We start from the raw sequence: 24,735 nt of genomic DNA on the forward strand, positions 1-24,735 counted from the left end.
GTGCGCAGGCTCAGGGAGAGCGGCGCAGCAGCTCGACCGCCTCGCCGTCGCCGACCTGGCGGAAATCGAGGTAGTGCATCCCCACCGCCATGAAGTCCTCGGGCACCTGCAGGACCACGACGTCGTCGGCATCTCCGCTTTCGACGAGCCATCGCGCGGCGTCGGGATCCGCGACCGGCACGGCCACGACGACGGATGCCGCGCCGCGCGCCCGTGCGATCGCGCACGCCGCGCGAACCGTCGCGCCGGTCGCTATGCCGTCGTCGACGAGGATGGCGGTGCGACCGCGCAGGTCGGAGATCGTGCGTCCCTCACGGAACCGGCCCGCGCGCTGCTCCACTTCGGCGCGCTCCCGGCGCTCGACGCGCTCCAGGTCGGCATCCGACACCCCAGCGGCCTCGAGGACCGCCGGGTTGAGCACGCGCGCTCCTTCTTCGCCGACCGCGCCCATCGCGACCTCCTCGTGCCAGGGCACGCCGAGCTTGCGCACCACCAGCACGTCGAGCCGCGCTGCGAGCGCAGCCGCGACCTCAGCGGCGACCGGCACCCCGCCGCGCGGCAGCCCGAGCACCACGGGCTCGGGCGGGGGATCCTCGGCGAGGCGGGCTCCGAGCATCCGCCCCGCCTCTCTTCGATCCCTGAACCTGTCCACGGCGTCCTCCTCCTCCGGACTACCTCGCCGCGCGGCGCGGGTCAAGACCCCGCGTCGTCGGCCTGATCCCGCAGGCTCGCGTTCTCCTCCTCGAGATCGAGACCAGCTGCAGCGCCGCATGGCACATCAAGTACCGGCTCGGGCGCACGGCTCTCGCCGACGCGTTAGAGCCTCGTCAGCCGGTCGCCGCCTGACGCGCAGCGGCCACCGAGGGAGAGCGGGAATTCCCCGCCCTCCCTCGCCGTTGCGGTAGGTGATGACTTCCACCTCGCTCTCCGTCCTCGACCTCGTCCCGGTGCGCACCGGGCAGACCAGCGCTGAGGCGATCTCCGCATCGCTGAGCCTCGCGCAGATCGCCGACCGGCTCGGCTACCGTCGCTACTGGTTCGCCGAGCACCACAACATGCCGGCCGTGGCATCCACGACTCCCCCTGTGCTGATCGCAGCCGCGGCGAGCCGCACCACGAGCATCCGTCTCGGCTCCGGCGGAGTCATGCTGCCCAACCATGCGCCGCTCATCGTCGCCGAGCAGTTCGCGGCGCTCGAGGCGATCGCCCCCGGCCGGATCGACCTCGGCCTCGGCCGCGCGCCGGGCAGCGACCCCGTGATCACGCAGCTGCTGCGCGGATCCGGAACGACCAGCGACGTCGAGCAGTTCCCCCGGCACGTGCAGGACATCGGTGCACTCCTGGGCGGCGAGGGCGCGACCGTGCGGTTCACCTCCGGCGGCGAGTACACCGTGCACGCGACGCCGGCGGCCACCGGAGCCCCCGAGATCTGGCTCCTCGGCTCGAGCGACTACTCGGCGCAGCTCGCGGCATCCGCCGGCCTGCCCTACGTGTTCGCGAACCACTTCTCGGGCCAGGGCCTCGAACGCGCCCTGGATCTGTACCGCTCCAGCTACCGCCCGAGCGAAGAGCACCCCGAGCCCCGGACGTTCCTGACAGTGAACGCGGTCGCCGCCCCCACCCAGGAGGAGGCCGAGGCCAGGGCGCTGCCGCAGCTGCGGATGATGTCCCGGCTGCGCCTGAACAAACCGCTCACCCCGCTCGAGACGGTCGAGCAGGCCGTCTCCGCAGAGTCGGATGCCGCGACCGACCAGGTCGTCTCGGCGGCCCGCGAGCGGTGGTTCGTCGGCACGGGCGAGTCGGTGGCTGCAGAGGTGAACGCGTTCGCCGAGCGCTACGGCGTGGACGAGGTCATGCTCTCCCCCGTGGCCGCGTCGTACGAATCGGAACCCCGGGATTCCTCGCCGGGCCGCGCACAGACGCTGGAGCTGATCGCCGCGTCGATCTGACGACCCTCGGGCGGCGACGTGTCAACCCCTGGCCTTTCCCCGAGGACAGGGGTAGCGTCGGGCCCGACGGAAGGGGTTCGATGATGAGCACGACGAAGACCCTGGCCCTGTGGGTCGCTTACGGCACGAACGGAGTCGTCGGGAGCATCCGCCACGACGACGACGGGTACACGGTGGTGATGGCGGGCTCGGATGCCGCTGTGGGCACCTACCCGAGTCTGGCGTCGGCGAAGGGAGCGTTGCACGCGCACATGACGCCGGGCAGCTCCTGGCCGATGTTCCGCGAGCACTGACGAGAGCATATTTTCGTGGGTGGTCAGATGCGCATCGGATTTTCCTGGCAGGGATGCTGATTCGACCACTCACGCGCCACGACAGCCTATCCACAGGCGCGAGTTATCCACGGTTCGCGGGAAAGCGTCAAAGTTCGGCTCACGGCTCCGCCGTCGCATCGCGCACCATGGGGCGATGCGACACCGGATCCCCCTCCCCGAGAGCCTCGGCGGCAGCTTCACTGTGCAAGACGCTCAGGAAATCGGCATCCGCCGAGGCCGCATCTCCTCGCGCGATCTCGCGCGTCCCTTTGACGCGGTTCGTGCGCGCAGGACTCCGAGGACTCCGATGGAGAGAGTGCTCAGTCTCGCACCTCGCCTGCGCAGCGAACAGCGCGTCGGCGGCAGCACCGCCCTCCAGGTGTGGCGATACCCTCATCCGAATCTCTGGCTGATCGAAGACGACATCGAGATCGTCGTGCCGACGGATGCTGCGCGCCCCCGGCTCGTGGGGGTGAAGAGCACACGCCTCGCCCGCTCTCGCATCCGGGGCTGGATGCTGGACGGCATCCCCATCGTCGATCCGATCGGGGCGTTGTTCATGTGCGCGAAGGATCTCACCGAGGACCAGATCGTCGTGCTCCTCGATTCGATGATCACCACGTCCGAGAACTACCCCGATATTCGCGAGAACCGACCGATCTTCACGCCGGCCGAGATAGCGGTCAGGCTTCGCGAATGGCGACGGTTTCCCTCTTGCGGTCAAGTCCGTGACGCTCTTGCTCGGATCCGACACCATGTCGAGTCTCCGAAGGAGACGGAGACTCGCTTGCTGCTCATCGCGAGCGGGTTGCCTGAACCTGCCGTTCAGCACTCCGTATACGATCGCGGACGCTTCGTGGCACGAGTCGACCTCGCGTATCCGGGTCTCAAGATCGCGATCGAATACGAGGGCGACGGACATCGGCGCAGCAAGTCGCAGTGGCGGCACGACATCCAGCGACAGCGCGACCTCGAAGACCTCGGCTGGATCGTGATCCGGGTCACCGAACTCGACCTCCGCCACGGCGGCGCTCCCTTGCTCCACCGCATCCGCAACGCGATCGCGGCCCGCTGATCGCGCTCGCCAGACCCTCGCGCATCCGGCCGTGGTGCGTGGTCAAGATCGCACCGCGAACCCGACGCCGAGAAGCTGAAGTGACCACCCACCAGAACGGCGAGGCGAAGACGCGACAGAGACGAGAGGGTCAGTCCTCGGGCTCGCCCGACAGGATGCCGCGCAGCCAGTCGCGCGCCTCGACGAACACGTCGTCCTCGTACCTCTCCGGGTACTGGACGATCTGCCGATCGGCACGCGGATACGACCCGAGGAAGACGACGCGGGGGCTGAAACGGCGGATGCCGAGCAGCGCGTCGGCCATGCGCTCGTGGCTGACGTGCCCGTCTGCGTCGATCACGAACCGGTAGCGGCCGAGCTCGTCGCCGATCGGGCGCGACTCGATGAGCGACAAGTTGATCCCTCGTGTCGAGAACTGCTCGAGCATCTCGAGCAGCGACCCCGGATGATCGTGGGGCAGCTCGACGATCAGCGACGTCTTGTCGGCGCCCGTCGGCTCGGGCGAGCGCATCGTGCGGGTCACGAGCACGAAGCGGGTGACCGCCTGCTTGTTGTCGCCGATGTCTTCGGCGAGCACATCGACGTCGTAGTGCCGGACGATCCCCGGAGGCGCGATCGCGGCCTGGGCGGGGAGCGTGCCGTCGAGCACCCCGATGGCGGAGGCGACGTTGGACGCGGCCGGCACGTGCGAATGCTGAGGGAGATTGGCGCCCAGCCAGCCGTGACATTGCGCGTAGGCGACGGGGTGGGCGGCGATCACCTGAACGTCGGACAGCTGTGTGCCGGGCGACGCCACCAGCACGAAGTTCACCTGCACCAGGTACTCGCCGACGATGCGCAGACCCGGCAGCGTCGCGAGGGCGTCCTGTGTGGTCGACACGCCGCCCTCGATCGAGTTCTCGATCGCGATCATGGCGGCGTACGACCGACCGGAGAGGACGTCGTCGAGCGCCTCGCCGACGTTGTGCACCGCACGCCACTCCTGGCCGCGGGCCTCGGGAACCTGGTCGAGCGCCGCTTCGGTGAACGTTCCTGCGGGTCCCAGATAGCTGTACGTGCGGCGTTCGGTCACGCGTTTCACCTTAGCCCTCTCCTCCCGACGGGCGAGACGTCGCTGGATCGGCCCGCCGAGAACGTCCGCGAAGACCGAATGCCTGCGCTCCTCAGGAAACCCAACGTGCGCTTACGGCCCGGTCGGTGCAGACTGTCTGCATGACGAGCCGCGCCGGCCTCCCTGCGGAGGACACTGACCTCATCGATGTCGACGAGCTGATCGCCGCCTACTACGATCGCCAGCCGAATCCCGATGTCGCCGCCGAGCGCGTCGTGTTCGGCACGAGCGGTCATCGTGGCTCGTCGCTGTCGAACAGCTTCAACGAGAACCACATCCTCGCCACCACGCAGGCGATCGTCGACTACCGGAACGGACAGGGCATCTCGGGCCCGCTGTTCCTCGGCCGCGACACTCACGCGCTCTCGCTCCCCGCCGAGCGCAGCGCGATCGAGGTGCTCGTGGCGAACGGCGTCGACGTGCGGGTGGATGCCCGTGACGCCTGGGTGCCGACCCCCGCGCTCAGCCATGCGATCCTCACCTACAACCGCGCCCTCGCGGCCGACGCCGCCGGACGCGCAGACGGCATCGTCGTCACTCCGAGCCACAATCCCCCGCGCGACGGGGGCTTCAAGTACAACCCCCCGCACGGCGGCCCCGCGGACACCGACGCCACCGGATGGATCGCGAATCGCGCGAACGAGCTGATCGCCGCCGGTCTCGACGGCGTCAAGCGCATTCGCCATGCAGACATCGACGCCGACAAGCTCGGCAGCTACGACTTCCGCGACGCCTACGTGCGCGACCTCTCCTCGATCATCGACGTCGAGGCCATCCGCAACGCGGGTGTGCGCATCGGCGCAGACCCGCTGGGCGGAGCATCCGTCGAATACTGGGCGTTGATCTCGGAGGTCTACGACCTCGATCTCACGGTCGTGAACCCCGAGGTCGATCCGACCTGGCGCTTCATGACGCTCGATTGGGACGAGAAGATCCGTATGGACCCGTCGTCTCCGTCGGCGATGGCGTCGCTCGTCGCGAAGAAGGGCGACTTCGACGTCCTGACCGGCAACGACGCCGATGCCGACCGTCACGGCATCGTGACGCCGGATGCCGGTCTCATGAACCCCAACCACTACCTCGCCGTCGCGATCGACTATCTGTTCTCGCACCGCGCCGAGTGGCCGCGCGATGCCGCGATCGGCAAGACCTTGGTGTCGTCGATGATCATCGACCGGGTCGCGGAGTCGCTGGGCCGGCGGCTGCTCGAGGTCCCCGTGGGCTTCAAGTGGTTCGTGCCGGGGCTCCTCGACGGTTCGGTCGCGTTCGGGGGCGAGGAGTCCGCCGGCGCCTCGTTCCTGCGCAAGGACGGCTCGGTCTGGTCGACCGACAAGGACGGCATCCTGCTCTGCCTGCTCGCGGCCGAGATCATCGCCGTGACGGGCAAGAGCCCCTCGGAGCGGTACCGCGAGCTCGAAGAGGCGTTCGGCGCCTCCGCGTACCAGCGCGTCGACGCCCCGGCGACGCCGGAGCAGAAGGCGACGCTCGGCAAGCTGGCCCCGGATGCCGTCAGCGCGACGACCCTCGCGGGTGAGGCCATCACCGCCAAGCTGTCGCATGCCCCCGGCAACGGCGCTGCGATCGGCGGGCTGAAGGTGCAGACCGAGCACGCGTGGTTCGCCGCGCGCCCTTCCGGCACCGAGGACGTCTACAAGCTGTACGCCGAGAGCCTGCTCGGACCCGAGCACCTCGCCGAGGTGCAGACCGAGGCTCGCGCCGTGGTGTCTGCCGCCCTGGGCGGTTGACCCGGCTCACCGTGTCTCGTCTCGTCGCTCCTCGCTCAACGACCAGTGGGAGAGGCACCGCTCGTTGAGCGAGCGAAGCGAGACGAAACGCCCGCCTCCGACCGCGACTTCGGCCGACCGCGGCTCATCGCGTTTCGTCTCGTCGCTGCGCTTCTCGCTCGACGGCCGGTCAGCGGGACTCGGCGAGAGCTGCACCGGCGACGCGCAGCCAGCGCGCGGGGTCGGCGAGGGCGGAGTCCGACGACCCCGCGAGCTCGGTGAGAGATGCGGATGCCGTGAACAGCGCGATGTCGGCATCCGCCGTGATGCGGCCGGCCGCCAGCATGGCGACGGTGTTCGACTCCGCCGCGACCGCGGCGATGAACGAGGGCACCTTGCCGTCGCCGGACTGTCCGTCGTAGGACCCTTCCCCGGTGATCACGACGTCGGCGTCGGCGATCGCCTCGGCGAGTCCGATCAGCGTCGCGACCTCGGCGGCGCCGGGGGCGAGCGTCGCTCCCCACGCCACGAGCGCTCCTCCGACACCTCCGGCCGCACCCGTGCCGGGCAGCTCTGCATCGAGCCCGAGCAGTGCGGCCAGCCGTGCGAGCGCGATGTCGACCGCCGGGATCTCCGCAGGCGCGAGCCCCTTCTGCGGGCCGAAGACCGCCGCGGCGCCCCGCGGGCCGGTGAGCGGGTTGGTCACGTCGGTGAGGACTCGCACCTCGGGCGCCGACCGGAGCCCGCTGAGGTCGACCGAGACGATGTCCGCAAGCCCTCGGGCTCCGCGTGCGACTGGCGCGCCGGCGGCGTCGAGGAACCGAGCCCCCAGAGCCGACAGCATCCCGGTGCCGCCGTCGGTCGAGGCGCTCGATCCGATGCCGACCACGACGCGCGTGACGCCGTGGTCGAGGGCGGCGACGAGCGCCTGTCCGAGACCTGTGGTGTCCGCGTCCCATGGGCGCAGTTCCCTGAGAAGCTCGATGCCGCTGGTCGACGCCAGATCGATCACGGCCGTGCCGTCGGGGAGCAGCAGCCAGGACGTCTCGACGGGCACGCCTGCCGGCCCGTCGACTGTGACCGGCATCCGCTGAGAACCCGGCACCGCCGCGGCGAACGCCGCAACCGTGCCCTCACCGCCGTCGGCCATCGGCCGATGCACGAACTCCGCGGCGGAGTCGACGGACGCCCAGCCCTCGGCGAGCGCCGCGGCGGCGTCCGCGGCCATGATCGTGCCCTTGAAACTGTCAGGCGCCAGCACGACCCGCGTCACGACAGACCCGGAGTGCTCGCGCGCACGACGACCTCGAGGGGCAGCGGAGGCTGCGTCCAGTCGGCGTCGACGGTGGCCCGGAACGCCTGGTAGCCGACCTCGGCCAGCGGGATGCGCACGGTCGTGAGCGCGGGTGTGACGTCGATGCTGGAGGGCACGTCGTCGAAACCGCACACGGCGACGTCCGTTCCGATCTCCCGCCCGGCCTCGCGCAGCGCCGACATCGCGCCGATAGCGACGACATCGCTGATGCAGAACACGAGGGTGCCCGGCTCCACGCCCTCCGTGAGGGCCTGCGTCATGCTGGCTGCCCCCGATTCTCGACGGAAGTCGCCTCTGAGAACGCGCCCGAGCGTGCCGCCTCCGCTCTCGAATCCGGCGCGGAAGCCGGCGAGACGGTCGTCGGAGGTGCGGACTCCGGATGCTGCGCCGATCGCGATCGCCGAGCGGTAGCCGAGCGCCGCCATCTGCCGGCCGAGATCCTCGGCACCCGAGCGGTTGTCGATCTCGACGTGCCGGTTCTCGACGCCGCCGGCGCCGAACGTCACGATGCGCCCGCCGAGGGCCGCGAATCCCGCGAGTTCCCGCGCGGTGTCGGACTCGGTGTCGTCGGTGCGAGAGGCGGAGAGGATGAGTCCCTGCGGCCGCTGACCGCGCAGCGCTCTGATGATGCGCGCTTCGCGTTCGGGGTCGCGCTCGGTGATCGCGACCGTCACGACGAGACCGTGCTCGTCCGCACCGCGGGCGACGCCCGAGGCGATCAGGCCGAAGTAGGGGTCGGCGATGTCGGCGACGAGCAGGGCGATCACGGGCGAGGTGCCGCGCGCGGTCGCCTGCGCCGAGACGTTCGCGGTGTAGCCCAGCGTCTTCGCCGCCGCCTCGACCCGTTCGCGGAACGACTCGGCGACCTTGCGCTCGGATCCGTTGAGAACGCGGGATGCGGTGGCGAGCGACACTCCTGCCTCGCGGGCGACGTCATGCAGCGTGGCTGCGGCGCCGCGCGCCGATCGGGCCTGCCGATGCCGGGAAAGGCTTTCCGGTGAGCTCATGCTCAGAGCATACTGTCCGCCCTTCTGCCGACGCCGACGCCTCCGAGGGCGGCGACTGTCCGTCGGCGCGAGCGTGGGAGAAAGGACGCTGGCAACCGGTTGCCTCTCAGGCCGTCCGAGCGAGCGCCTCCCGGGTGATCTCGTGCCTCAGCGACCCGCCCTCGATCAGCCGCTCCAGCTCATCGCAGACGAGCTGGCCCATCCCGGCACGGTCGGCGCCCATGGAGCCGGCCACGTGCGGTGTGAGCTCCACGTTCTCGAGCGCCCAGAGGGGCGAGTCGGATGCCGGCGGCTCCGTCACGGTGACATCGAGCAGTGCCGTCAGATCTCCCCGCCGCGAGAGCACGTCGATCAGCGCGGGCTCGTCGATGAGCCCGCCGCGAGCCGTGTTGATGAGGGTCGCGTCCCGCGGCATCCGCTCGAGCAGCGCCGCACCGATCATCCCCGTCGTCGACGGCAGCAGCGGCGCGTGCAGGCTCACCACGTCAGAGTCCGAGAACAGCTCCTCCAGCGGGACGAGTTCCACACCGAGCTCGGCTGCTGTTTCCGCTGACGCGAAGGGGTCGGCCGCGAGCATCCGCACGCCCGTGCCGCGCAGCCGTTCGGCGACGCGTCGGCCGATCTCGCCGAGGGCCACCAGGCCGACGACGCTCCCCCGTGCACCCGAGGCGACCCGAGACGCGGCCAGTGACCGCTCGGCCCGGTACACCCGGCGAGAGGCCTGGACTCCACGTGCCGCGAGCAGGATCTGAGCCGCCGTCATCGCCGCGACCGGCTCGGCGTTCGCCGACGCCGCCGAGACCACGACGACGCCCCGCTCCCATGCGGCGTCGGTCACGATGTGCTTGACCGAGCCGGCTGCGTGCAGCACGGCGCGCAGCCGCGGCGCCCGCTCGAGCAGGGCGGCATCGATCACGGGCGCCCCCCATCCGGTGAGCAGCACCTCGGTGTCCCGCAGCGCGTCGGGCTGATCCGCCAGCTCCTGCGCGGTGAGGAACGGCCTGGCCAGGTCCGCGATACGGTCGATATCAGCCAGCACCTCGGCCGGATAGACGTCGGGTCGACGCCGCTCCTCCATCACCAGACGCACCTTTACACGTTCCATACGATCTCCTTCGAAGGCGAAACATCCGATCAATGATTGACAGTGCTCGCGTCCCTAGGTTAGATTCGCCAACGACGTCTTGCAAAGTGGCAAGCGTTTGCCAAACCCTGGAGAACCCATGCACACAAAGATGAAAGCAGCCGCCGTCCTCGGCGTCGTCACCCTCGCGCTCGCCGGCTGCACCAGTGCGGCTCCCGCCACGGGCGGCGGATCCGGCGTGAAGCAGGATGAGGAAGCCGTCCTCGAGGTCTGGACCCGGACCACACCGGGCAGCGCCAGCGAGGCGGCGACCATCCGGCAGGTCGAGGCCTTCACCGAGGCCACCGGCTACAAAGCCGAGGTCACCGCGATCTTCGACGACTTCGAGACCAAGCTCGCGCAGCGCGCAGGTCAGAAGGACCTGCCCGACATCGTCCTGAACGACGTCAGCCAGCTCGGCACCATGCAGACGCAGGGCATCCTGCGCGAGATCGACCTCAAGGACGTCGAGAACTCGAAGGATCTGTCTCCGCAGGCCCTCGAGGCGGGCCAGGCCGTCGACGGAAAGACCTACGGCATCCCCTACTCCGCGCAGGCCAACGCCCTCTACATCCGCAGCGACTGGTTGCAGAAGCTGGGGCTGAAAGCGCCGACGAACTGGGACGAGATGCTCGAAGTCGCCACGGCGTTCACCCAGAACGACCCCGACGGCAACGGCCAGGCCGACACCTACGGGCTCGCGGTACCCGGCTCGACCAAGCGCGGGTACGCCTCGTGGTACTTCTCGAACTTCCTGTGGTCAGCGGGCGGCGACTTCATCAGCGGCTCGGGTGACGAGTGGCTGCCGTCCATGAGCTCGGATGAGGCGGTCGAGGCGACCACTTGGTTCCGCGATCTGCAGTGCAAGGCGGGGGTCATCCAGCCCGGCGCCGTCAGCATGGACACCCCGCCGACGAACGAGACCTTCGAGTCGGGCGTCACCGGGATGTACGTCACCGGCCCGTACATGATGCCGCGCTTCGACAAGGTGCTCGGCGCCGACAAGTACGAGGTCGTCCCGATGCCTGAGGGCCCGAAGGACGACTCGGTGCTCGCCGAGGGCGGCACGGTCTACCTGATGGCCGGCTCTGAGAACGAGAAGGGCCAGACCGCGTTCGCGGACTGGTACATCAGCCCCGAGGCCCAGAAGTTCGGCATGGAGGGCACCGAGGCGTTCGCCATCCAGCTGCCGGTGAACGAGAAGGTCGACATCGCCGAGGTTCGCGACGACGCCCGCTGGCAGACGTTCGCCACCGCCTACAAGGAGAGCGGTCACTACGCGCCGACCATCCCGAGCTGGACTCCGGTGCGCCAGATGAGCGCCGACACGATCAACGCCCTCCTCGCCGACTGTTCTCTCGACGTCGAAGAGGAACTCACCAAGCTCGACGGCAAGCTGACGGCCGAGCTCCTCACGCAGGGAATCCTCAAGCAGTGACCATCCACGCAGCCGACGCCGCCACGGCGGCCGACGCTCCCAAGGCAGCGGCGGGGACCATCGCGTCCCCGCCGCCCGCCCGGCGGCGTCGCCGCCACCGCACGCAGGGCCAATGGTGGATCCCGTGGGCGTTCCTCATGCCCGCCCTGCTGCTGTTCCTCGTGTTCCGCTACATCCCGATGGTGCAGGCCATCCAGATGTCCGTGGAGAACGTGCGCCCGTATCTCGGCAACGAGTTCGTGGGCGCGCAGAACTACCAGGTGATCCTGTCCGACCCGGCATTCCGCGACGCGACGATCAACACCGTGATCCTCGCCGTCGGCCAGACGGTCGGATGCCTGCTGCTCGGCTTCCTCCTCGCGCTGCTGCTCGAGGGTCAGACCCGCAAGCTCTCTTTCATCCGATCCGCGGCCTTCCTGCCGGTCGTCGTTCCCATGGCGGTCGTCGCCGAGCTGTGGCGCATCATGTACTACCCGTCGGCCGACGGGTTCCTGAACAACATCATCGGCGTCGTCGGCCTCGGCCCCAGCGAGTACATCAACAGCCCGGATTCGGCCATGTGGTCGGTCATGCTGATGGGCATCTGGCGCGGCGGTCCGTACGACATGATGATCATCCTGGCCGGTCTCGCCGGCATCGACCGCGGACTCTACGAGGCCGCGACGGTCGACGGGGCGAACCGCTGGCAGCGCATCGTCCACGTGACGCTCCCCGGGCTCCGTCCGGTGTTCACGATCCTGTTCATCCTGGCCGCGATCCGCGGGTTCCGGGTGTTCACCGAGGTGTTCCTGATGACCAACGGCGGCCCGAACGGCGCCACCGAGGTCGTGATGACCCTCCTCTACAAGCTCGGCCTGGAACAGGGCAAGCTCGGAGTCGGCTCGGCCGGCGCCGTGCTGCTGTTCCTGGCGACCCTCGTGCTCACCCTCGTGGTGCAGCTGATCACCCGCAGGAAGAAGGACGCATGAGCGTCGGAACAGACACCGCTCTCGGACTCACCGAGAGCCGCACGGTCGTCGGGATCGCCGTCAAGGTCGTGATCTACGCCGTGGTCGTCGCCCTGTTCGCTGGTCCTCTGATCGCCCTGCTGTCCGGAGCGTTCAGCGAGGTCTCCGACCCGACCGATCTCAGCGTGATCCCGAACCGTCCGACTCTCGAGAACTTCGCGATCGCCTTCGACTTCGGAGTGCTCGGCTACCTCGCGAACTCGTTCTTCGTGGTGGGCTTCGGGCTGCTCCTGCAGGTGATCGTCTCGGTCCTCGCCGGCTACGCCCTGGCACGCAAGAGGTTCCGCTTCTCGGCCCTCGTCATGGTCGCGATCCTCGCCACCATGATGCTCCCCGAGGAGATCCTCGCCCTGCCGCTGTCGATCCTGCTCGCCGACCTCCCGATCCTGCACATCAACCTGATGGGAACCCTCGCCGGAATGATCGTTCCGCTGGGGGCCTGGGCGTTCTCGATCCTCGTGATGACCGAATTCATGAAGGACGTGCCGCTCGAACTCGAAGAGGCCGCCCGTATCGACGGCGCCAGCGAACTCCGGGTGTTCGCGCAGATCATCGTGCCCCTGTGTAAGCCCGCGCTGGGTGTGATCGGCGTGTTCGGCTTCACGATGATCTGGGACCAGTACCTGCTGCCCCTGCTCGTCTCGCAGTCGAGCGACACGTACACGCTTCCACTCGCTCTGCGCACGCTGCGCATCGAGCCGGAGGTCACGCCCGGTGTGGTGATGGCGGCATCGCTGCTGGCCCTCGCGCCCTCGGTGCTCGTGTTCCTGCTGTTCCAGCGTTCCTTCGCCCGCGGACTCACGTCCGGTGCGCTCAAGGGCTGAGCGATGACGGTGATCGAACTGGACGGGATCACCGGGTTCCGCGACGTCGGCGGAATCCCGGCAGCGGGCGGGGTGATCCGCACCGGGCAGCTGTTCCGCTCCGGGCACCTGGCCGGACTCGGCGAAGAGGCAGCGGATGCCGTGCGCGCCCGCATCCGCCGGATCATCGACCTGCGCGCCGACGACGAGGTGGCGGAGGACGTCACGGCCCTCGAGGGCATCGCGATCACGCGGCTGCCGCTGTACCTCGGATCGACCAGGTCGTTCTTTCTCGAGGACTACAGCCTCGGCGAGATCTACGCGCACCTGCTCGGGCGCTCGTCCGTGCAGCTCGTCGCAGCCGTGCGGATCATCGCGGCGGGCGAGCCCACGCTCGTACACTGCACCGCCGGCAAGGACCGCACGGGCGTGACCATCGCCCTCGCGCTCGCGGCGGCAGGCGCCGATCGCGAGGCGATCGTCTCCGACTACGCGCTGACGGCACAGCTCATCCCCGATGAGCACCGTCGCGCGACCTCCGAGCGCCTCGCGGCCAAGTATCCGCAGTCGCGGCACGCCTGGATGCTCGCGACCGAATCTCCCGCCGAGGTGATGCGCGCCTCGCTCGCCTCCGTCGACGCCGAGTGGGGATCGGCCGCCGACTACCTGCTCGCCCACGGCTTCTCGATCGAAGAGCTCGCCGCCCTCCGCGCAGCCCTCGTCGCCCCGGCATCCGCCGCGCCTTCCGAAGGAGACCCCTCATGACGGCATCCGCTGACCTGACCTGGTTCACCGAGGCCCGCCTCGGCATGTTCGTGCACTGGGGCGTGTACTCGCTGGCCGCCCGGCATGAGTGGGTGAAGAACCACGAGCGGATGACGGATGCCGAGTACGAGCCGTACTTCGCGCACTTCGATCCCGACCGCTACGACCCGCGGGCGTGGGCTCGCACGGCGAAGGCCGCCGGAGCCGGCTACGTCGTGCTGACCGCGAAGCACCACGACGGCTTCTGCCTGTGGAACTCGAAGCTCACCGACTACACCTCGGTGAACACCCCCTTCGGTCGTGACGCCGTCGCCGAGTTCGTCGACGCCTGCCGCGCAGAGGGCCTGCGGGTGGGCCTGTACTACTCGCTCATCGACTGGCATCATCCGAGTTTCCCCGTCGACGGCACGCACCCCCAGCGTGACGACGAGGAGTTCAAGGCCGCCGCCGCGAACCGCGATATCCGCGACTACCAGCGCTACCTGCACGGTCAGGTGCGCGAGCTGCTCACCGGGTACGGGCAGATCGACTACCTGTTCTTCGACTTCTCCTACACCCACCGCCCCGACTACTGGGGCGGCAAGGGCGCCGCCGACTGGGACGCCGAGAACCTGCTCTGCATGGTCAGGGCGCTGCAGCCGCACATCATCGTCAACGATCGACTCGGCATCCCCGGCGACATCGTCACACCCGAGCAGTACCAGCCGCTCGAGCCGATGACGCGCGACGGCGAGCGCGTCGCCTGGGAGGCCTGCCAGACCCTCGACGGCAGCTGGGGCTACGACCGCGACAACCTCGACTCGAAGAGCCCGGAGTCGCTGATCAAGCTCCTCGTCGACGGCGTCTCGAAAGACGGAAACCTGCTGCTGAACGTCGGCCCCGACGGCCGCGGGCGCATCGACGCCACCGCGCAGCGCACCTTCGACGAGATCGCGGCCTGGATGGACGATCACGCGCGTTCGATTCACGGCGCGGGCCCCGCTCCGTGGCAGGCGCCGAGCGACACGCGCTACACGCTCAGCGGCGACCGGCTCTACGTGCATCTGTTCTCCTGGCCGTTCAAGCACCTGCATCTGCCGGGCCTGGCGGGCAAGGTGCGCTACGCGCAGCTGATGGCGGACGCCTCCGAGCTGGTGCCGCTGCACGTCGATCCTGACCGCGTGGCGCAGAACACGCTGATGGGCGGGCTACCCGACGGGACCCTCACCCTCCAGCTGCCCATCCAGCGACCCGACTCCCCCGTGCCCGTGATCGAGCTCTTCCTGACCGACGCTTCCTGAACCGACCTGACCCCTTCCCCTCGCACCATCCCTCAGGGATCGTGCACCGCGGGGCCCGGTCATCGACCCCTGCCATCCGCACCCATCCCTCAACGAGGAGGAACCCATGAAACGCAGAACCTTCATCCTGTCGGCCGTCGCCGGCGCAGCTGCGGCGATCACGCTGCCCCAGCAGGCCGGCGCGACCGTGCTCGGCCGCCCGGCGGCATCCGCTCGTGTCGTCCCGATGCTTCCGGGCCGCGGCCCGTACTCGCACGTCTCGAGCGTCGACGAGCTTCGCGCGGCGATCGCGTCGATGACCAACGGCGGCACGATCATCGTCGCTGACGGCACCTACGCGGTCCCCGAGGGAGCGCCCATCGACCTGACGGGCGCCGGTGGCCGGTGGAACAAGCCGCTGACGATCATGGCCGCGTCCATCGGCGGCGTGACCCTCACGGGCGCGCAGAGCTTCCTGTTCCAGAGCGCCCACGACATCGTCATCAGCGGCTTCGTGTTCACCCAGTCGACGACCATCGAGATCGCACCCACCTGCAACGCGATCACCCTGAGCCGCAACGAGTTCACGCTCGCCGACATCGAGGGCATGCACTGCATGATGGTGCGCGCCGACAACACGGTGATCGAGTACAACCACTTCCACCACAAGTCGACGCTCGGCATCTTCCTCGGCGTCGAGGGCGCGAACGCGACCGAGATGGCCGAGAACGTGCACATCCATCACAACTACTTCTCCGACCACAGCTTCGCCGGCGACAACGGCGGCGAGCCGATCCGCCTCGGCGTGAGCCCGCGCGCGCTCAGCAGCGCGCGAGCGACCATCGAGTACAACCTCTTCGAGCGCACGAACGGCGACCCCGAGGCGATCTCAGTGAAGTCCAGCGACAACACGATCCGGTACAACACGATCCGCGACAGCGGCGGCGGCATCGTGCTCCGGCACGGCAACCGCACCAGGGTCGAATCGAACCACATCATCCGCGGCGAGCGCGGCATCCGCATCTACGGCAACGACCACGTCATCGTGAACAACTACATCGGCGAGACCGCCGACACCGCGATCGTGCTGGGAGCAGGCACCGTGCGCGACCACTACGAAGGCGAACCCGCGAACTCCCGCAACAAGAACGACGCCGTCGACCGCGTGCGCGTCGCCCTCAATACGATCGTGGGGAACGCCGGCGGCATCTCGGGTGAGACGCACCGTCCGATCCCGCCCGCCGATTGCGTGATCGTCGACAACATCGTGGTGGGCGACGCGGGAACCCTCGCCACGGTGCCGACGGGCACGGGATTCACCTGGGCGGGCAACATCCTGTGGGGCGCGGCACCCGACGGCGATCTGCCCGTCACGGGATTCACGCGCGTGAACCCGCTCCTCGCCCGCGACGCGGCCGACGTACTGCGCATCAGTGCGGGCAGCCCCGCCGTCGACGCGGCGACGCAGGACCACTCCGCCTGGGTGCGCGACGACATCGACGGGCGCAAGCGCAAGGGCGCCGCCGACGTCGGAGCGCACGAGCTCACCCCGGCGCACGCCATGCGCGAGCCGCTGACAACCGCAGACGTCGGGCCCTTCGCCCCCTGATCCGGTCCCCACCGGCGGCCGGTCGCGCTCACTCCGAGCGCGACCGGCCGTTCTTGGCGGTGCGCAGAGCGGGTACTGGTCAGCGCGCGGCGGGTCCTGTCGAGCCGCGCACCACGAGAGTGGTCGCGAGATCGAAGCCGTCGCCCGGAACCTCGTCGCCCGTGACCCGGGCGAGGAGGGCCGCCATCGCGTGATCTCCACCCTCTCGGAGCGGGGATTTGACCGTGGTGAGGGCAGGCGAGGTGAAATCCGCGCCGAAGATGTCGTCGAAGCCGACCACGCTGATGTCGGCGGGGATGCGGATGCCGGTCTCGACGAGCTCCTGCATGAGGCCGATGGCGATGAGGTCGTTGTAGGCGAAGACCGCTGTGGCGCCGCTGTCGCGCACGGCCACGGCGGCGCTGCGCCCGCCGACCACGGTCGGGGCGACGGGTTCGAGGGTCACGAGCTCGATGTGCGCCCATTCGCACCGCTGTGCGAGCAGCTCGCCGCGGCGACGGGCCATCCACGACAGCGCGGGACCGGGCACGTACGCGATGCGGGAGTGCCCGTGCGATCGCAGATGCCGCACCGCTTCGGCGATGCCGTGCTGCACGTCGGGCACGACCGAGAGCACGTCGTCGACGAGACGGTTCACGACGGCGACCGGCTTCTGCCTGGCCAGCGCCGTGATCTGCTCGTCAGACATGCGCGGCGTCGCCAGCAGCAGCCCGTCGACCATGCGCAGCATGCGCTGCGCCCTCTCGTACTCGCGCTCGTCAGACTCCTCCGACTCGGTGAGCACGAGGGTGTATCCGGCGCTGGTGGCAGCCGCCTCGGCCCCGCGGATGACATCGAAGAACACGGGGTTCGTGATGTCGGAGACGACGAGACCGACGATCGACGTGCGCCCGGTCGGCAGCGCTCGAGCCATCGGGTTGACCTGGTAGTTCAGCGTCTCGGCTGCGGCGCGGATCCGGCGCTCGGTGACCGCGTTCACCCGTCCCGGCCGGTTCAGCGCCCGCGACACGGTCGACGGGTTCACGCCGGCGAGCTTCGCGACGTCGTAGATGGTCACGCTCTCCGTCGGAGTCGCGTCGCCCTCGCCGAGGGCATCGACCGCGGTGTCGTCTGCCATGGTCTAGCTCCTCACTGCATCGCCGCGCACCGCGCGGACCGTGCTGTCCTCCAGCCTACGGATTCCGCGGTCGACCGCGGTTCGCATTGCACGCGCGGCGGCATCCGCTTCTCCGAGCACCTGGGCGATCTGTTCCGACGAGCGCCCGTCGCGCACCGCCCAGGCGGCGATCGCGGATGCCGCGGCATCCCCTCGGTCACCAGAGGCGAGCGCGTTCGCGAGCACCGGGACGATGCGCACCGGCAGTTTGTGAGCACCGTCCAACGCGATCTGCGCGAGCCGGTGGCGGATGCGCGGATTCGCGAACCGCGCGCGGGTGGCGGCGATCGCCTCGTCGATCTCCCCGCGCGGCAGCTCACAACTCGCGGCGGCGCTCTGCCAGTAGTCCTCGACGAGTTCGCGCAGTTCGGGGTCGGCGAAAGCGCCCGCGACGTCGTCGAAGCCGCGGAGCAGCCCCTGGTACGCCAGCAGCGAGTGCGCGCCGTTGAGGATGCGGAGCTTGCGCTGCTCGAAGGGCGCGAGATCGCGGGTCGTGCGCACCCCGACCTGATCCCAGGCCGGTCGGGGACCGACGAAGCCCTCCTCGATCACCCACTCGGAGAAGGGCTCCGTCACGACGGTCCCGTGATCGCGGATGCCGGCGATGCGCTCGACCTCGTCGATGTCGGCATCCGTGGTCCGGGGAGTGATCCTGTCGACCATAGAAGAGAGGAAGACGACGTTGTCGTCGATCCAGTCGGCCAGGCGGTGATCGATCGCCATCGCGGCGTCGAACACCACGGCGCGCGTGATGCCGCCGTTGTCGGACAGGTTGTCGCAGCTGATGACGGTGAGCGCTCCCCCGCCCGCAGTCCTCCTCGCCTGCAGGCCCCGCGCGATGCGCGTCGCAGCTGTGCCGTCGCGGTAGCCGGCCTCGGTGATCGTGAGGGTGAGGATGTGGGTGTCGGGGTCGGCCATGGTCGTCTGCCAGGCGTGGGCGTCGGCCCCGTCGTGGACGGAGCGGATGCTGCGCACCTCGCTGATCTCGTCGCCGTCGGCCGCTCGGGTGATGAGTGTGTACGTCCCGCCGCGAGCCTCGAGCAGACGGGCCTGCGTGGCCGATCGCCCGGTGAAGGCGGCGATCCGCCACGGTTCCCCCACTGCGCCGGCGCGGTCGGTGTACCAGGCCTGATGAGCCCGGTGGAAGGCGCCGACGCCCAGGTGCGCGATGGTCGGTGGCATGCGGTCTCCTCATCTCAGCGCCGACGGCGTCGTCGGCACACGACATTCTATGGCAAACGGTTGCCATATCGGAGGGAATGACGGTACGGTCGACTCAGGGACCACGCATCCCCGCACGACCGCAGAAGGACATCATGCCGACCACGAAGATGCATCCGGATCGGCTGTTCCCCAGCGATCCCGCCACCCGCGACATCGCCCGCGAGCTCTACGCCGCGGTCGCCGACGCGCCGATCTGCTCGCCGCACGGCCACGTACCGGCATCCCTGCTCGCCGACAACGAGCCCTTTGCCTCGCCCACCGAGCTGCTCATCACGGGCGACCACTATGTGACGCGGGTCCTGCACGGCGCCGGCATCCCCCTCAGCACTGTGCAGGCGCCGGCGGGAGAGCCGGCTGTCGACCCCCGCGAGGCCTGGCGCGTGCTCGCCGCGCACTGGCATCTGTTCCGCGCGACACCGGTGCAGTACTGGCTGGAGTACCAGCTCGGCGAGGTGTTCGGCGTGACGACCCGTCTCTCCGCCGAGACCGCCGACGCCGTGTACGACGAGGTCGACGAGAAGCTGAGGGACGAGGCGTTCCGCCCTCGCGCCCTGTTCGAGCGCTTCGGCGTCGACGTGCTCGCGACGACGGACGATCCGGCCGATGACCTCGCCGCCCACCGCGCGCTCGCGGCCGATCCGAGCTTCGCGGGTCGCGTGCTGCCGACCTTCCGCGCCGACCGTGTCATGGATCCGTCGGCCCCCGGCTGGCTCGCCGCCGTCGACCGACTGGCCGCGGCATCCGGAATCCCCTGTGACACCTATGAGGGCCTGCTCGCCGCGCTCCGCGCACGCCGCGCGTTCTTCCGCTCCGTAGGCGGAACGTCGAGCGACACCGGTGTGCCCGACGCCTGGGCGATCCCCCTCGACCCGGCGGAGGCTGCTCGCATCCATCACGCCGCCTTCCGCGGGCGCGCCACGGCGGCCGAGGGCGTGGCGTATCGACGCGACATCCTGTATCGCTTGATCGAGATGGCAGCGGATGACGGCATGGTGATGCAGCTGCATCCGGGCGTGCACCGCAACCACCACGCGCCGACCCTCGCCAGGCACGGAGCGGACACCGGCCACGATATGCCTCTGCCGACCGGGTTCACCGAGCCGCTGCGGCAGGCGCTGAACGACTTCGGCACGGGCACGGCTCTGCGGCTCGTGCTCTTCACGGTCGACGAGACCGCGTTCTCCCGCGAGCTCGCACCTCTCGCCGGTTTCTACCCGAGCGTGTACGTCGGGGCCCCGTGGTGGTTCCTCGACACCCCCGACGCCATGGAGCGCTACCGCCGCGCGATCACCGACAGCGCCGGTTTCGCGAAGACCTCGGGCTTCATCGACGACACCAGGGCGTTCTGCTCGATCCCCGCGCGGCACGACATGGCCCGGAGAGCGGATGCCTCGTATCTCGCGTCGCTCGTCGCCACGCATCGCCTCACCGAGGCGGATGCCGCGGAGATCGCCGTCGAACTCGTGAGCCGGATCCCCTACGACACCTTCCGCATCCCGCGCTGAGCCGCGTGGCCCGCGGCCGTGCGTGGCGGGTGCGCGGCCGAGCGTGCGCGAAGATGCCGTCCCCGAATGAAATGGCGACCACAACGCGCACCCCGATACCAGCATCCGATCGCTCTGCCCGAAATCCTGCTCGGGGTGCGCATCAATGCCGCTCGCCGCGCCCGAAGGCGACCACAACACGCACCTCGGTGCCGTGCCAATGCCGCACCGGAGCGAGCGCACAGAGGCGCCGGGCGAGAGCCTCGCCCGGCGCCTCCACCTCAGGTCAGGGCGCGGTCGGGCCGACCTTCGCCGTCGTCAGCGGGGCACGGGTGGCCGCGTTGCTTGTCACCTCGTGCGCACCGACGTCGTAGACGCCTGCCCGCTGGCGGCCCTCGATGTCATCCGTCACCCAGGTGCCGTGGTCGGTCATGAAAGCCGCATTCACGGCGGGGCTCGACGAGCCGATCTTCCACACGCCCGCCGCGTCCTGCGCGAGCTGCGGATTCACCCGCGTGTAGCCCACGGTGGGGATGTTGCCATTGGCAGCCGAACCCCACAGGATGTTGCCGCGCCAGTAGAAGTCCTGCATGAGCGGGACATCGGCGAGCTTGTTGGTGCTGCCCTGGAAGATGTTGTCGACGATCGTCACGTTCCGCGGCTCGACCGTGCGGTGCGTCTCGCCTGCCAGGCCGTTGACGTTGTTCACCACGGTGTTCAGACCGATGCGGATGCGGTCGGGAGCGTCGTACTGCTTGCGCGATTCGGTGCTCTCTCCCACGAAGTGGTCGCGCACCGTGCCGGAGCCGACGACGATCGCACCGTCGATGTTGCTGATGCCGCTCACGTAGTTGTTCATGATGACGTGGTCGTTGCCGTAGATGCGGATGCCGTTGTCGCCGTTCAGGATGTAGTTCGACAGCACCTTGTTGTTGTTGCCGTGACGCAGCACGATGCCGCCCTTGCTGTTGCGGATCGTGTTGTACCTGATGGTGTGACCGCTGGATTTGACCGAGATCGCCTCGGGGTCGCCGTCGGCGTCCTCGAACAGGTTGTACTCCACGATCGCGCCTCCGCTGGAGAGCGCCTTCGGGCTGGTGCCGAGCCGGATCGACTCGCCGCCGTTGCTACCCGCGAAGGTCTGGTCGGAGAAGTAGTTGTGGTGGATGTGCGAGTTCTTCGCGACGGTGTCGGTGCCCGGCCCCTCGATGCCGAGGTAGACGCCGATCGTGCTCTTGCCGTGGAACCAGTTGTACGCGACCTCCGAATCGTCCGAGCGGACGATCAGGTTGTGCTCGGCCGACTGGGCGAAGACGAACTCGTTGCGGATGAAGTCCACCGCCTTGCTGCTCGAGCCCACGTCGATCGTCGTCGACTGGGTGAATTTGAACCCCTGGATGCTGACGTCGTGCACGCCGGAGAAGGAGAAGCTCGATGATCCGGTCAGCGTCACGCCGCCGACGGTCTCGGCCTTGATGGTCACCGGTTCGGATGAGGTCCCCGAAGCGCTGGAGCCGAGACTCACCGCCGAGGAGACGCTATAGCTGCCGTTCTTCAGCACGATCGTGTCACCGGCATCGGAGTTGTTGATCGCGCTCTGCAGCGCCGAGATCGAGGTGACTGTGGTGGTCTGGCCGGTGCTGCCGCCCGGCGTGCCCGGCGTGCCGTAGATCTGGACCTCCCACAGCGAGTAGCCGTAAGCGGTGCCGCGCGCGGTGCCGTGGATCCGCAGGTAGCGGCCGGTGCCGCTCAGGCCCGTGATGTCGTCGGTGCCGCCGTTGCCCGCAGTCTCGTCCTTGAGCGTGGTCCAGTTCGTGCCGTCGGCCGAGATCTGCACGGTGTACTTCGACGCGTACGCCGCTTCCCAGTTCAGCAGCACGCGTGAGACCGTCGCCCCCTCGCCGAGATCGACGGTGATCCACTGGGGGTCGACGCCCTCTTGGCTGGCCCAGCGCGTGGTCGAGGATCCGTCCACCGCGGCGGATGCCGGAAACGCGGACGTCTCCAGCGAGGATGCCGTCACCGGACGCCCCTGCGAGATGAGCGCGTCGGCGAGCGGTCCGACTTCCGCGGCGATCAGCGGACCCGCCTGCCCGGACGGAAGCGCGGGCGCGGCGGATTGCGGGGCAATCTCGGCGGCGCTCGCGGCAGCCGGCACGCAGGTCAGCGCGAGAGTCGCGGCGGCGAGCACCGCGATGGCCCGATGTGTGGTCTTCATCATGCAGTTTCCGATCTTCATTGATGGGGGTAGGGGTTGCTGCGTCAGGATCACGGTGTGACCGTGATGTTCGTGAGCCCGTTCACGGCGCCGGTCACGGTGTTCGAGGCATAGACCTTGTTGGGGTTGCCGGAGCACTTCGACGTCGAGGAGACGAACACGGCGTAGCCGCCGACGTCGCCGAGGTCGGAGTCGTTGCCGCGCCAGATGTTGCCGCATCCGTACCCGGTCAGCGGATTGTGCGTCTCATAGCCGTTCGCGAACGTGCCGGGCGAGGAGAACGTTCCGGTGTTGTCCTCGAAGAGATACCCGTTTCCCTTCACGTCGATCCAGGAGTCTGCCGAGTTCTGACCGGAGAGCCCGGTGCCGTCGAAGCTGTTGCCGCGCACGACTCCGCCCTCGGTGCCCTCTTTGATGTCGATGTGCTCGGCGGCGATGCCGGGCCCGAAGGCGTTGCCGATGACCTGCACCCGATCGGAGCGATCGCGCCCTGAGGAATCGGCGTAGCAGGTGAAGTTCGAGTTCGCCGAGCCGAGGTAGAGGCCCTCACCGTAGCCAGGCTGAGCGAGTCCGGTGCGTGTGATCTCGGAGTTCTTGATGACCCCGTCGGCCGAGGACTTCCGGAAGTGCACGCCTTCGTCTTCGATGTCGCGCACGAGCACGCCGTCGATCGTGACGTGCGTCGCGGTGTCGAGCACGATGCCCTTCTTAGCGTCGGCGACCGTGAGCCCGGTGATATTCCAGTACGAGGCGCCGTAGAGCCAGAGCCCGTACCCCGAGTCCCAGCCGTCTCCCGGGTGCGGGCATCCGTTCAGGGTTCCGCTGGGGCCGTCGTTCGTGATGATGGCGGTGCGAGGGCCGGTGATCGTGATCGGAGCGGATGCCGTGCCCGGCGTCGTCGCGACGAAGCTGCCCTGGTAGGTGCCGGGGGCGAGCCGGATGGTCTGGCCGGGAGTCGCCGCCGTGAGGGCTGTGCTGAGCTGGGCGGCGGTGGAGACGTCGATGACCGTGCCGCCTGTGCCGCCGCCGGGTGTGCCGGCGGTGCCGTAGACCTTGACCTCGTAGAGCGAGTACCCGTATGTCGTGCCGCGGGCGGTGCCATAGATGCGCAGATACCGACCGGTTCCGCTCAGGCCCGTGATGTCATCCGTGCCGCCGTTGCCCGCGGTCTCGTCCTTGAGCGTCGTCCATGACGAACCATCGGCCGAGACCTGCACCTTGTACTTCGACGCGTAGGCCGCCTCCCAGTTCAAGACCACCCGTGACACCGATGCCCCGGCGCCCAGGTCGACCTGAATCCACTGCGGATCCACACCCTCTACGCTCGCCCACCGGGTCGACGACGACCCGTCAAACGCGGCCGACGCCGGGAACGCCGACGTCTCCACAGACGACGCCATCGCCGGGCGCCCCTGCGAGATCAACGACTCGACCGCAGCAGTGACGGCCGCCGCCTCGGCAGGACTCGGAGCGGCGGCGGTTGCAGCCGTCGCGGTCGCCATGCCGAGGGGCAGAGCCAGTGCTGCGGCGGCGCACACAGCGAGCAGCCGTCGGTGGAATGTGGTGCGTGCGTGTGACATCGTCGTCTCCTGCGCGTTCGGAAGAGCATCCGACAGGGCCGGTCGGCCCTGTTCGTAAAACTTCTTACCATTACTTGATCATGACGCGCCAGCGCTTTTGGCAAACGCTTGCCAGATCGAGTGGAATCACTCTATGCCACGAGATCGCTCCCACGCCAGCACCGGGAGCGGAGGCGATCTCCGGTGCAGATGTGCGACCATGGCCCCGAGCGCACGAGGAGGTGACCCGATGCAACGAGATGCGGCTGAGCGCCGACGCGACCACGTCGTGATCGCGGTCACCCTCTACGTGTTCATCTCTCTGACGGCCGGGCTCTTCACGTTCATGCGGGGCTTCGAGTTCACGGGATGCAGCGGCAGCTGCGACCTCCCAGTGATGGGCTGCGCGAGAATCCTCTTCCTGTTGGCGGACATCGGGCTGCTGGCTCTGGTCCTGCCGACCCTGCTGATCCTCGGGCTGCTCCGTCGCCCCGTCCTCTGGCTCGCAGTGTCAGCGCTCATCGCAATCAGCGCGCTGGCTATCGCCTCGAACGTCGTGTTCACCGTGGCTCAGGCCACGGGCAACAGCTGACGA

At 69.0% G+C, this 24,735-nt stretch carries 21 protein-coding genes; 12 read left to right on the forward strand and 9 right to left on the reverse strand.

What is annotated here, in order from left to right; all coding sequences use genetic code 11:
- Positions 1–10: 10 nt before the first annotated feature.
- Positions 11–652: a phosphoribosyltransferase gene (locus tag QFZ53_RS18780; RefSeq protein WP_307298949.1), complete on the reverse strand. Its 642-nt coding sequence runs from the start codon at positions 650–652 to the stop codon at positions 11–13.
- Positions 653–908: 256 nt separating this feature from the next.
- Between QFZ53_RS18780 and QFZ53_RS18785 the strand changes: the two genes are divergently transcribed.
- The 3 genes from QFZ53_RS18785 (at position 909) to QFZ53_RS18795 (ending at position 3,338) form a co-directional block, all read left to right on the forward strand.
- A complete protein-coding gene (locus QFZ53_RS18785; RefSeq protein WP_307298951.1) occupies positions 909–1,949 on the forward strand; it encodes an LLM class flavin-dependent oxidoreductase in 1,041 nt (346 codons plus the stop codon).
- 83 nt (positions 1,950–2,032) lie between these two features.
- Complete coding sequence (locus tag QFZ53_RS18790; protein WP_292910994.1) at positions 2,033–2,242, forward strand: methyltransferase; 210 nt, start codon at positions 2,033–2,035, stop codon at positions 2,240–2,242.
- Between the two features lie 328 nt (positions 2,243–2,570).
- Positions 2,571–3,338, forward strand: a complete 768-nt coding sequence (locus QFZ53_RS18795; RefSeq protein ID WP_307298953.1) for an endonuclease domain-containing protein — start codon at positions 2,571–2,573, stop codon at positions 3,336–3,338.
- 130 nt (positions 3,339–3,468) lie between these two features.
- Here QFZ53_RS18795 and pheA read toward each other — a convergent pair whose 3' ends face one another.
- A complete protein-coding gene (pheA, locus tag QFZ53_RS18800; protein ID WP_292910992.1) occupies positions 3,469–4,419 on the reverse strand; it encodes a prephenate dehydratase in 951 nt (316 codons plus the stop codon).
- Between the two features lie 131 nt (positions 4,420–4,550).
- Between pheA and pgm the strand changes: the two genes are divergently transcribed.
- The gene (gene pgm, locus QFZ53_RS18805) at positions 4,551–6,194 is read left to right on the forward strand and encodes a phosphoglucomutase (alpha-D-glucose-1,6-bisphosphate-dependent) (RefSeq protein ID WP_307298955.1); all 1,644 of its coding nucleotides are present in this window, start codon (positions 4,551–4,553) and stop codon (positions 6,192–6,194) included.
- A 169-nt stretch (positions 6,195–6,363) separates the two neighbouring features.
- On the opposite strand, the gene QFZ53_RS18810 is transcribed toward pgm, so the two are convergent.
- The 3 genes from QFZ53_RS18810 to QFZ53_RS18820 all read right to left on the reverse strand — a co-directional run bounded on the left by QFZ53_RS18810 (position 6,364) and on the right by QFZ53_RS18820 (position 9,600).
- Positions 6,364–7,446: a glycerate kinase gene (locus tag QFZ53_RS18810; RefSeq protein ID WP_307298956.1), complete on the reverse strand. Its 1,083-nt coding sequence runs from the start codon at positions 7,444–7,446 to the stop codon at positions 6,364–6,366.
- A complete protein-coding gene (locus QFZ53_RS18815) occupies positions 7,443–8,495 on the reverse strand; it encodes a LacI family DNA-binding transcriptional regulator (protein WP_292910986.1) in 1,053 nt (350 codons plus the stop codon). The genes QFZ53_RS18810 and QFZ53_RS18815 overlap by 4 nt, the downstream gene beginning before the upstream one ends.
- 106 nt (positions 8,496–8,601) lie before the next feature.
- Complete coding sequence (locus QFZ53_RS18820; RefSeq protein WP_307298959.1) at positions 8,602–9,600, reverse strand: hydroxyacid dehydrogenase; 999 nt, start codon at positions 9,598–9,600, stop codon at positions 8,602–8,604.
- Between the two features lie 118 nt (positions 9,601–9,718).
- Here QFZ53_RS18820 and QFZ53_RS18825 point away from each other — a divergent pair, with 118 nt between their 5' ends.
- The 6 genes from QFZ53_RS18825 (at position 9,719) to QFZ53_RS18850 (ending at position 16,499) form a co-directional block, all read left to right on the forward strand.
- Entirely contained in the window at positions 9,719–11,056 is a 1,338-nt protein-coding gene (locus QFZ53_RS18825; protein WP_292910982.1) for an ABC transporter substrate-binding protein, read from the forward strand.
- Positions 11,053–12,024: a carbohydrate ABC transporter permease gene (locus QFZ53_RS18830; protein ID WP_307298962.1), complete on the forward strand. Its 972-nt coding sequence runs from the start codon at positions 11,053–11,055 to the stop codon at positions 12,022–12,024. Before QFZ53_RS18825 ends, QFZ53_RS18830 begins: the two co-directional genes overlap by 4 nt.
- On the forward strand, positions 12,021–12,887 hold the full coding sequence (locus QFZ53_RS18835) for a carbohydrate ABC transporter permease (RefSeq protein WP_292910978.1): 867 nt from the start codon (positions 12,021–12,023) through the stop codon (positions 12,885–12,887). The genes QFZ53_RS18830 and QFZ53_RS18835 overlap by 4 nt, the downstream gene beginning before the upstream one ends.
- A gap of 3 nt (positions 12,888–12,890) precedes the next feature.
- Positions 12,891–13,631: a tyrosine-protein phosphatase gene (locus tag QFZ53_RS18840; RefSeq protein WP_307298964.1), complete on the forward strand. Its 741-nt coding sequence runs from the start codon at positions 12,891–12,893 to the stop codon at positions 13,629–13,631.
- Positions 13,628–14,911, forward strand: coding sequence for an alpha-L-fucosidase (locus QFZ53_RS18845; protein ID WP_307298965.1), 1,284 nt, complete (start codon positions 13,628–13,630; stop codon positions 14,909–14,911). The genes QFZ53_RS18840 and QFZ53_RS18845 overlap by 4 nt, the downstream gene beginning before the upstream one ends.
- Positions 14,912–15,017: 106 nt before the next feature.
- Entirely contained in the window at positions 15,018–16,499 is a 1,482-nt protein-coding gene (locus tag QFZ53_RS18850; protein WP_307298967.1) for a polysaccharide lyase 6 family protein, read from the forward strand.
- A 79-nt stretch (positions 16,500–16,578) separates the two neighbouring features.
- Here the strand turns inward: QFZ53_RS18850 and QFZ53_RS18855 are convergent, their stop codons facing one another.
- Both QFZ53_RS18855 and QFZ53_RS18860 read right to left on the reverse strand, forming a co-directional pair.
- Positions 16,579–17,616, reverse strand: coding sequence for a LacI family DNA-binding transcriptional regulator (locus QFZ53_RS18855; protein ID WP_307298969.1), 1,038 nt, complete (start codon positions 17,614–17,616; stop codon positions 16,579–16,581).
- A 3-nt stretch (positions 17,617–17,619) separates the two neighbouring features.
- A complete protein-coding gene (locus tag QFZ53_RS18860; RefSeq protein ID WP_307298972.1) occupies positions 17,620–18,837 on the reverse strand; it encodes a mannitol dehydrogenase family protein in 1,218 nt (405 codons plus the stop codon).
- 134 nt (positions 18,838–18,971) lie between these two features.
- Between QFZ53_RS18860 and uxaC the strand changes: the two genes are divergently transcribed.
- Entirely contained in the window at positions 18,972–20,384 is a 1,413-nt protein-coding gene (gene uxaC, locus QFZ53_RS18865; protein WP_307298974.1) for a glucuronate isomerase, read from the forward strand.
- 265 nt (positions 20,385–20,649) lie between these two features.
- On the opposite strand, the gene QFZ53_RS18870 is transcribed toward uxaC, so the two are convergent.
- Both QFZ53_RS18870 and QFZ53_RS18875 read right to left on the reverse strand, forming a co-directional pair.
- Positions 20,650–22,584 (reverse strand): chondroitinase-B domain-containing protein, encoded by a 1,935-nt coding sequence (locus QFZ53_RS18870; RefSeq protein WP_307298975.1) that lies wholly within the window; start codon positions 22,582–22,584, stop codon positions 20,650–20,652.
- A gap of 47 nt (positions 22,585–22,631) precedes the next feature.
- Positions 22,632–24,161: a discoidin domain-containing protein gene (locus QFZ53_RS18875; protein ID WP_307298978.1), complete on the reverse strand. Its 1,530-nt coding sequence runs from the start codon at positions 24,159–24,161 to the stop codon at positions 22,632–22,634.
- Positions 24,162–24,390: 229 nt separating this feature from the next.
- Between QFZ53_RS18875 and QFZ53_RS18880 the strand changes: the two genes are divergently transcribed.
- On the forward strand, positions 24,391–24,732 hold the full coding sequence (locus QFZ53_RS18880; RefSeq protein WP_307298981.1) for a hypothetical protein: 342 nt from the start codon (positions 24,391–24,393) through the stop codon (positions 24,730–24,732).
- Positions 24,733–24,735 lie beyond the last annotated feature (3 nt).

The sequence above is a fragment of the Microbacterium natoriense genome (assembly GCF_030816295.1).
Classification (GTDB): domain Bacteria; phylum Actinomycetota; class Actinomycetes; order Actinomycetales; family Microbacteriaceae; genus Microbacterium; species Microbacterium natoriense_A.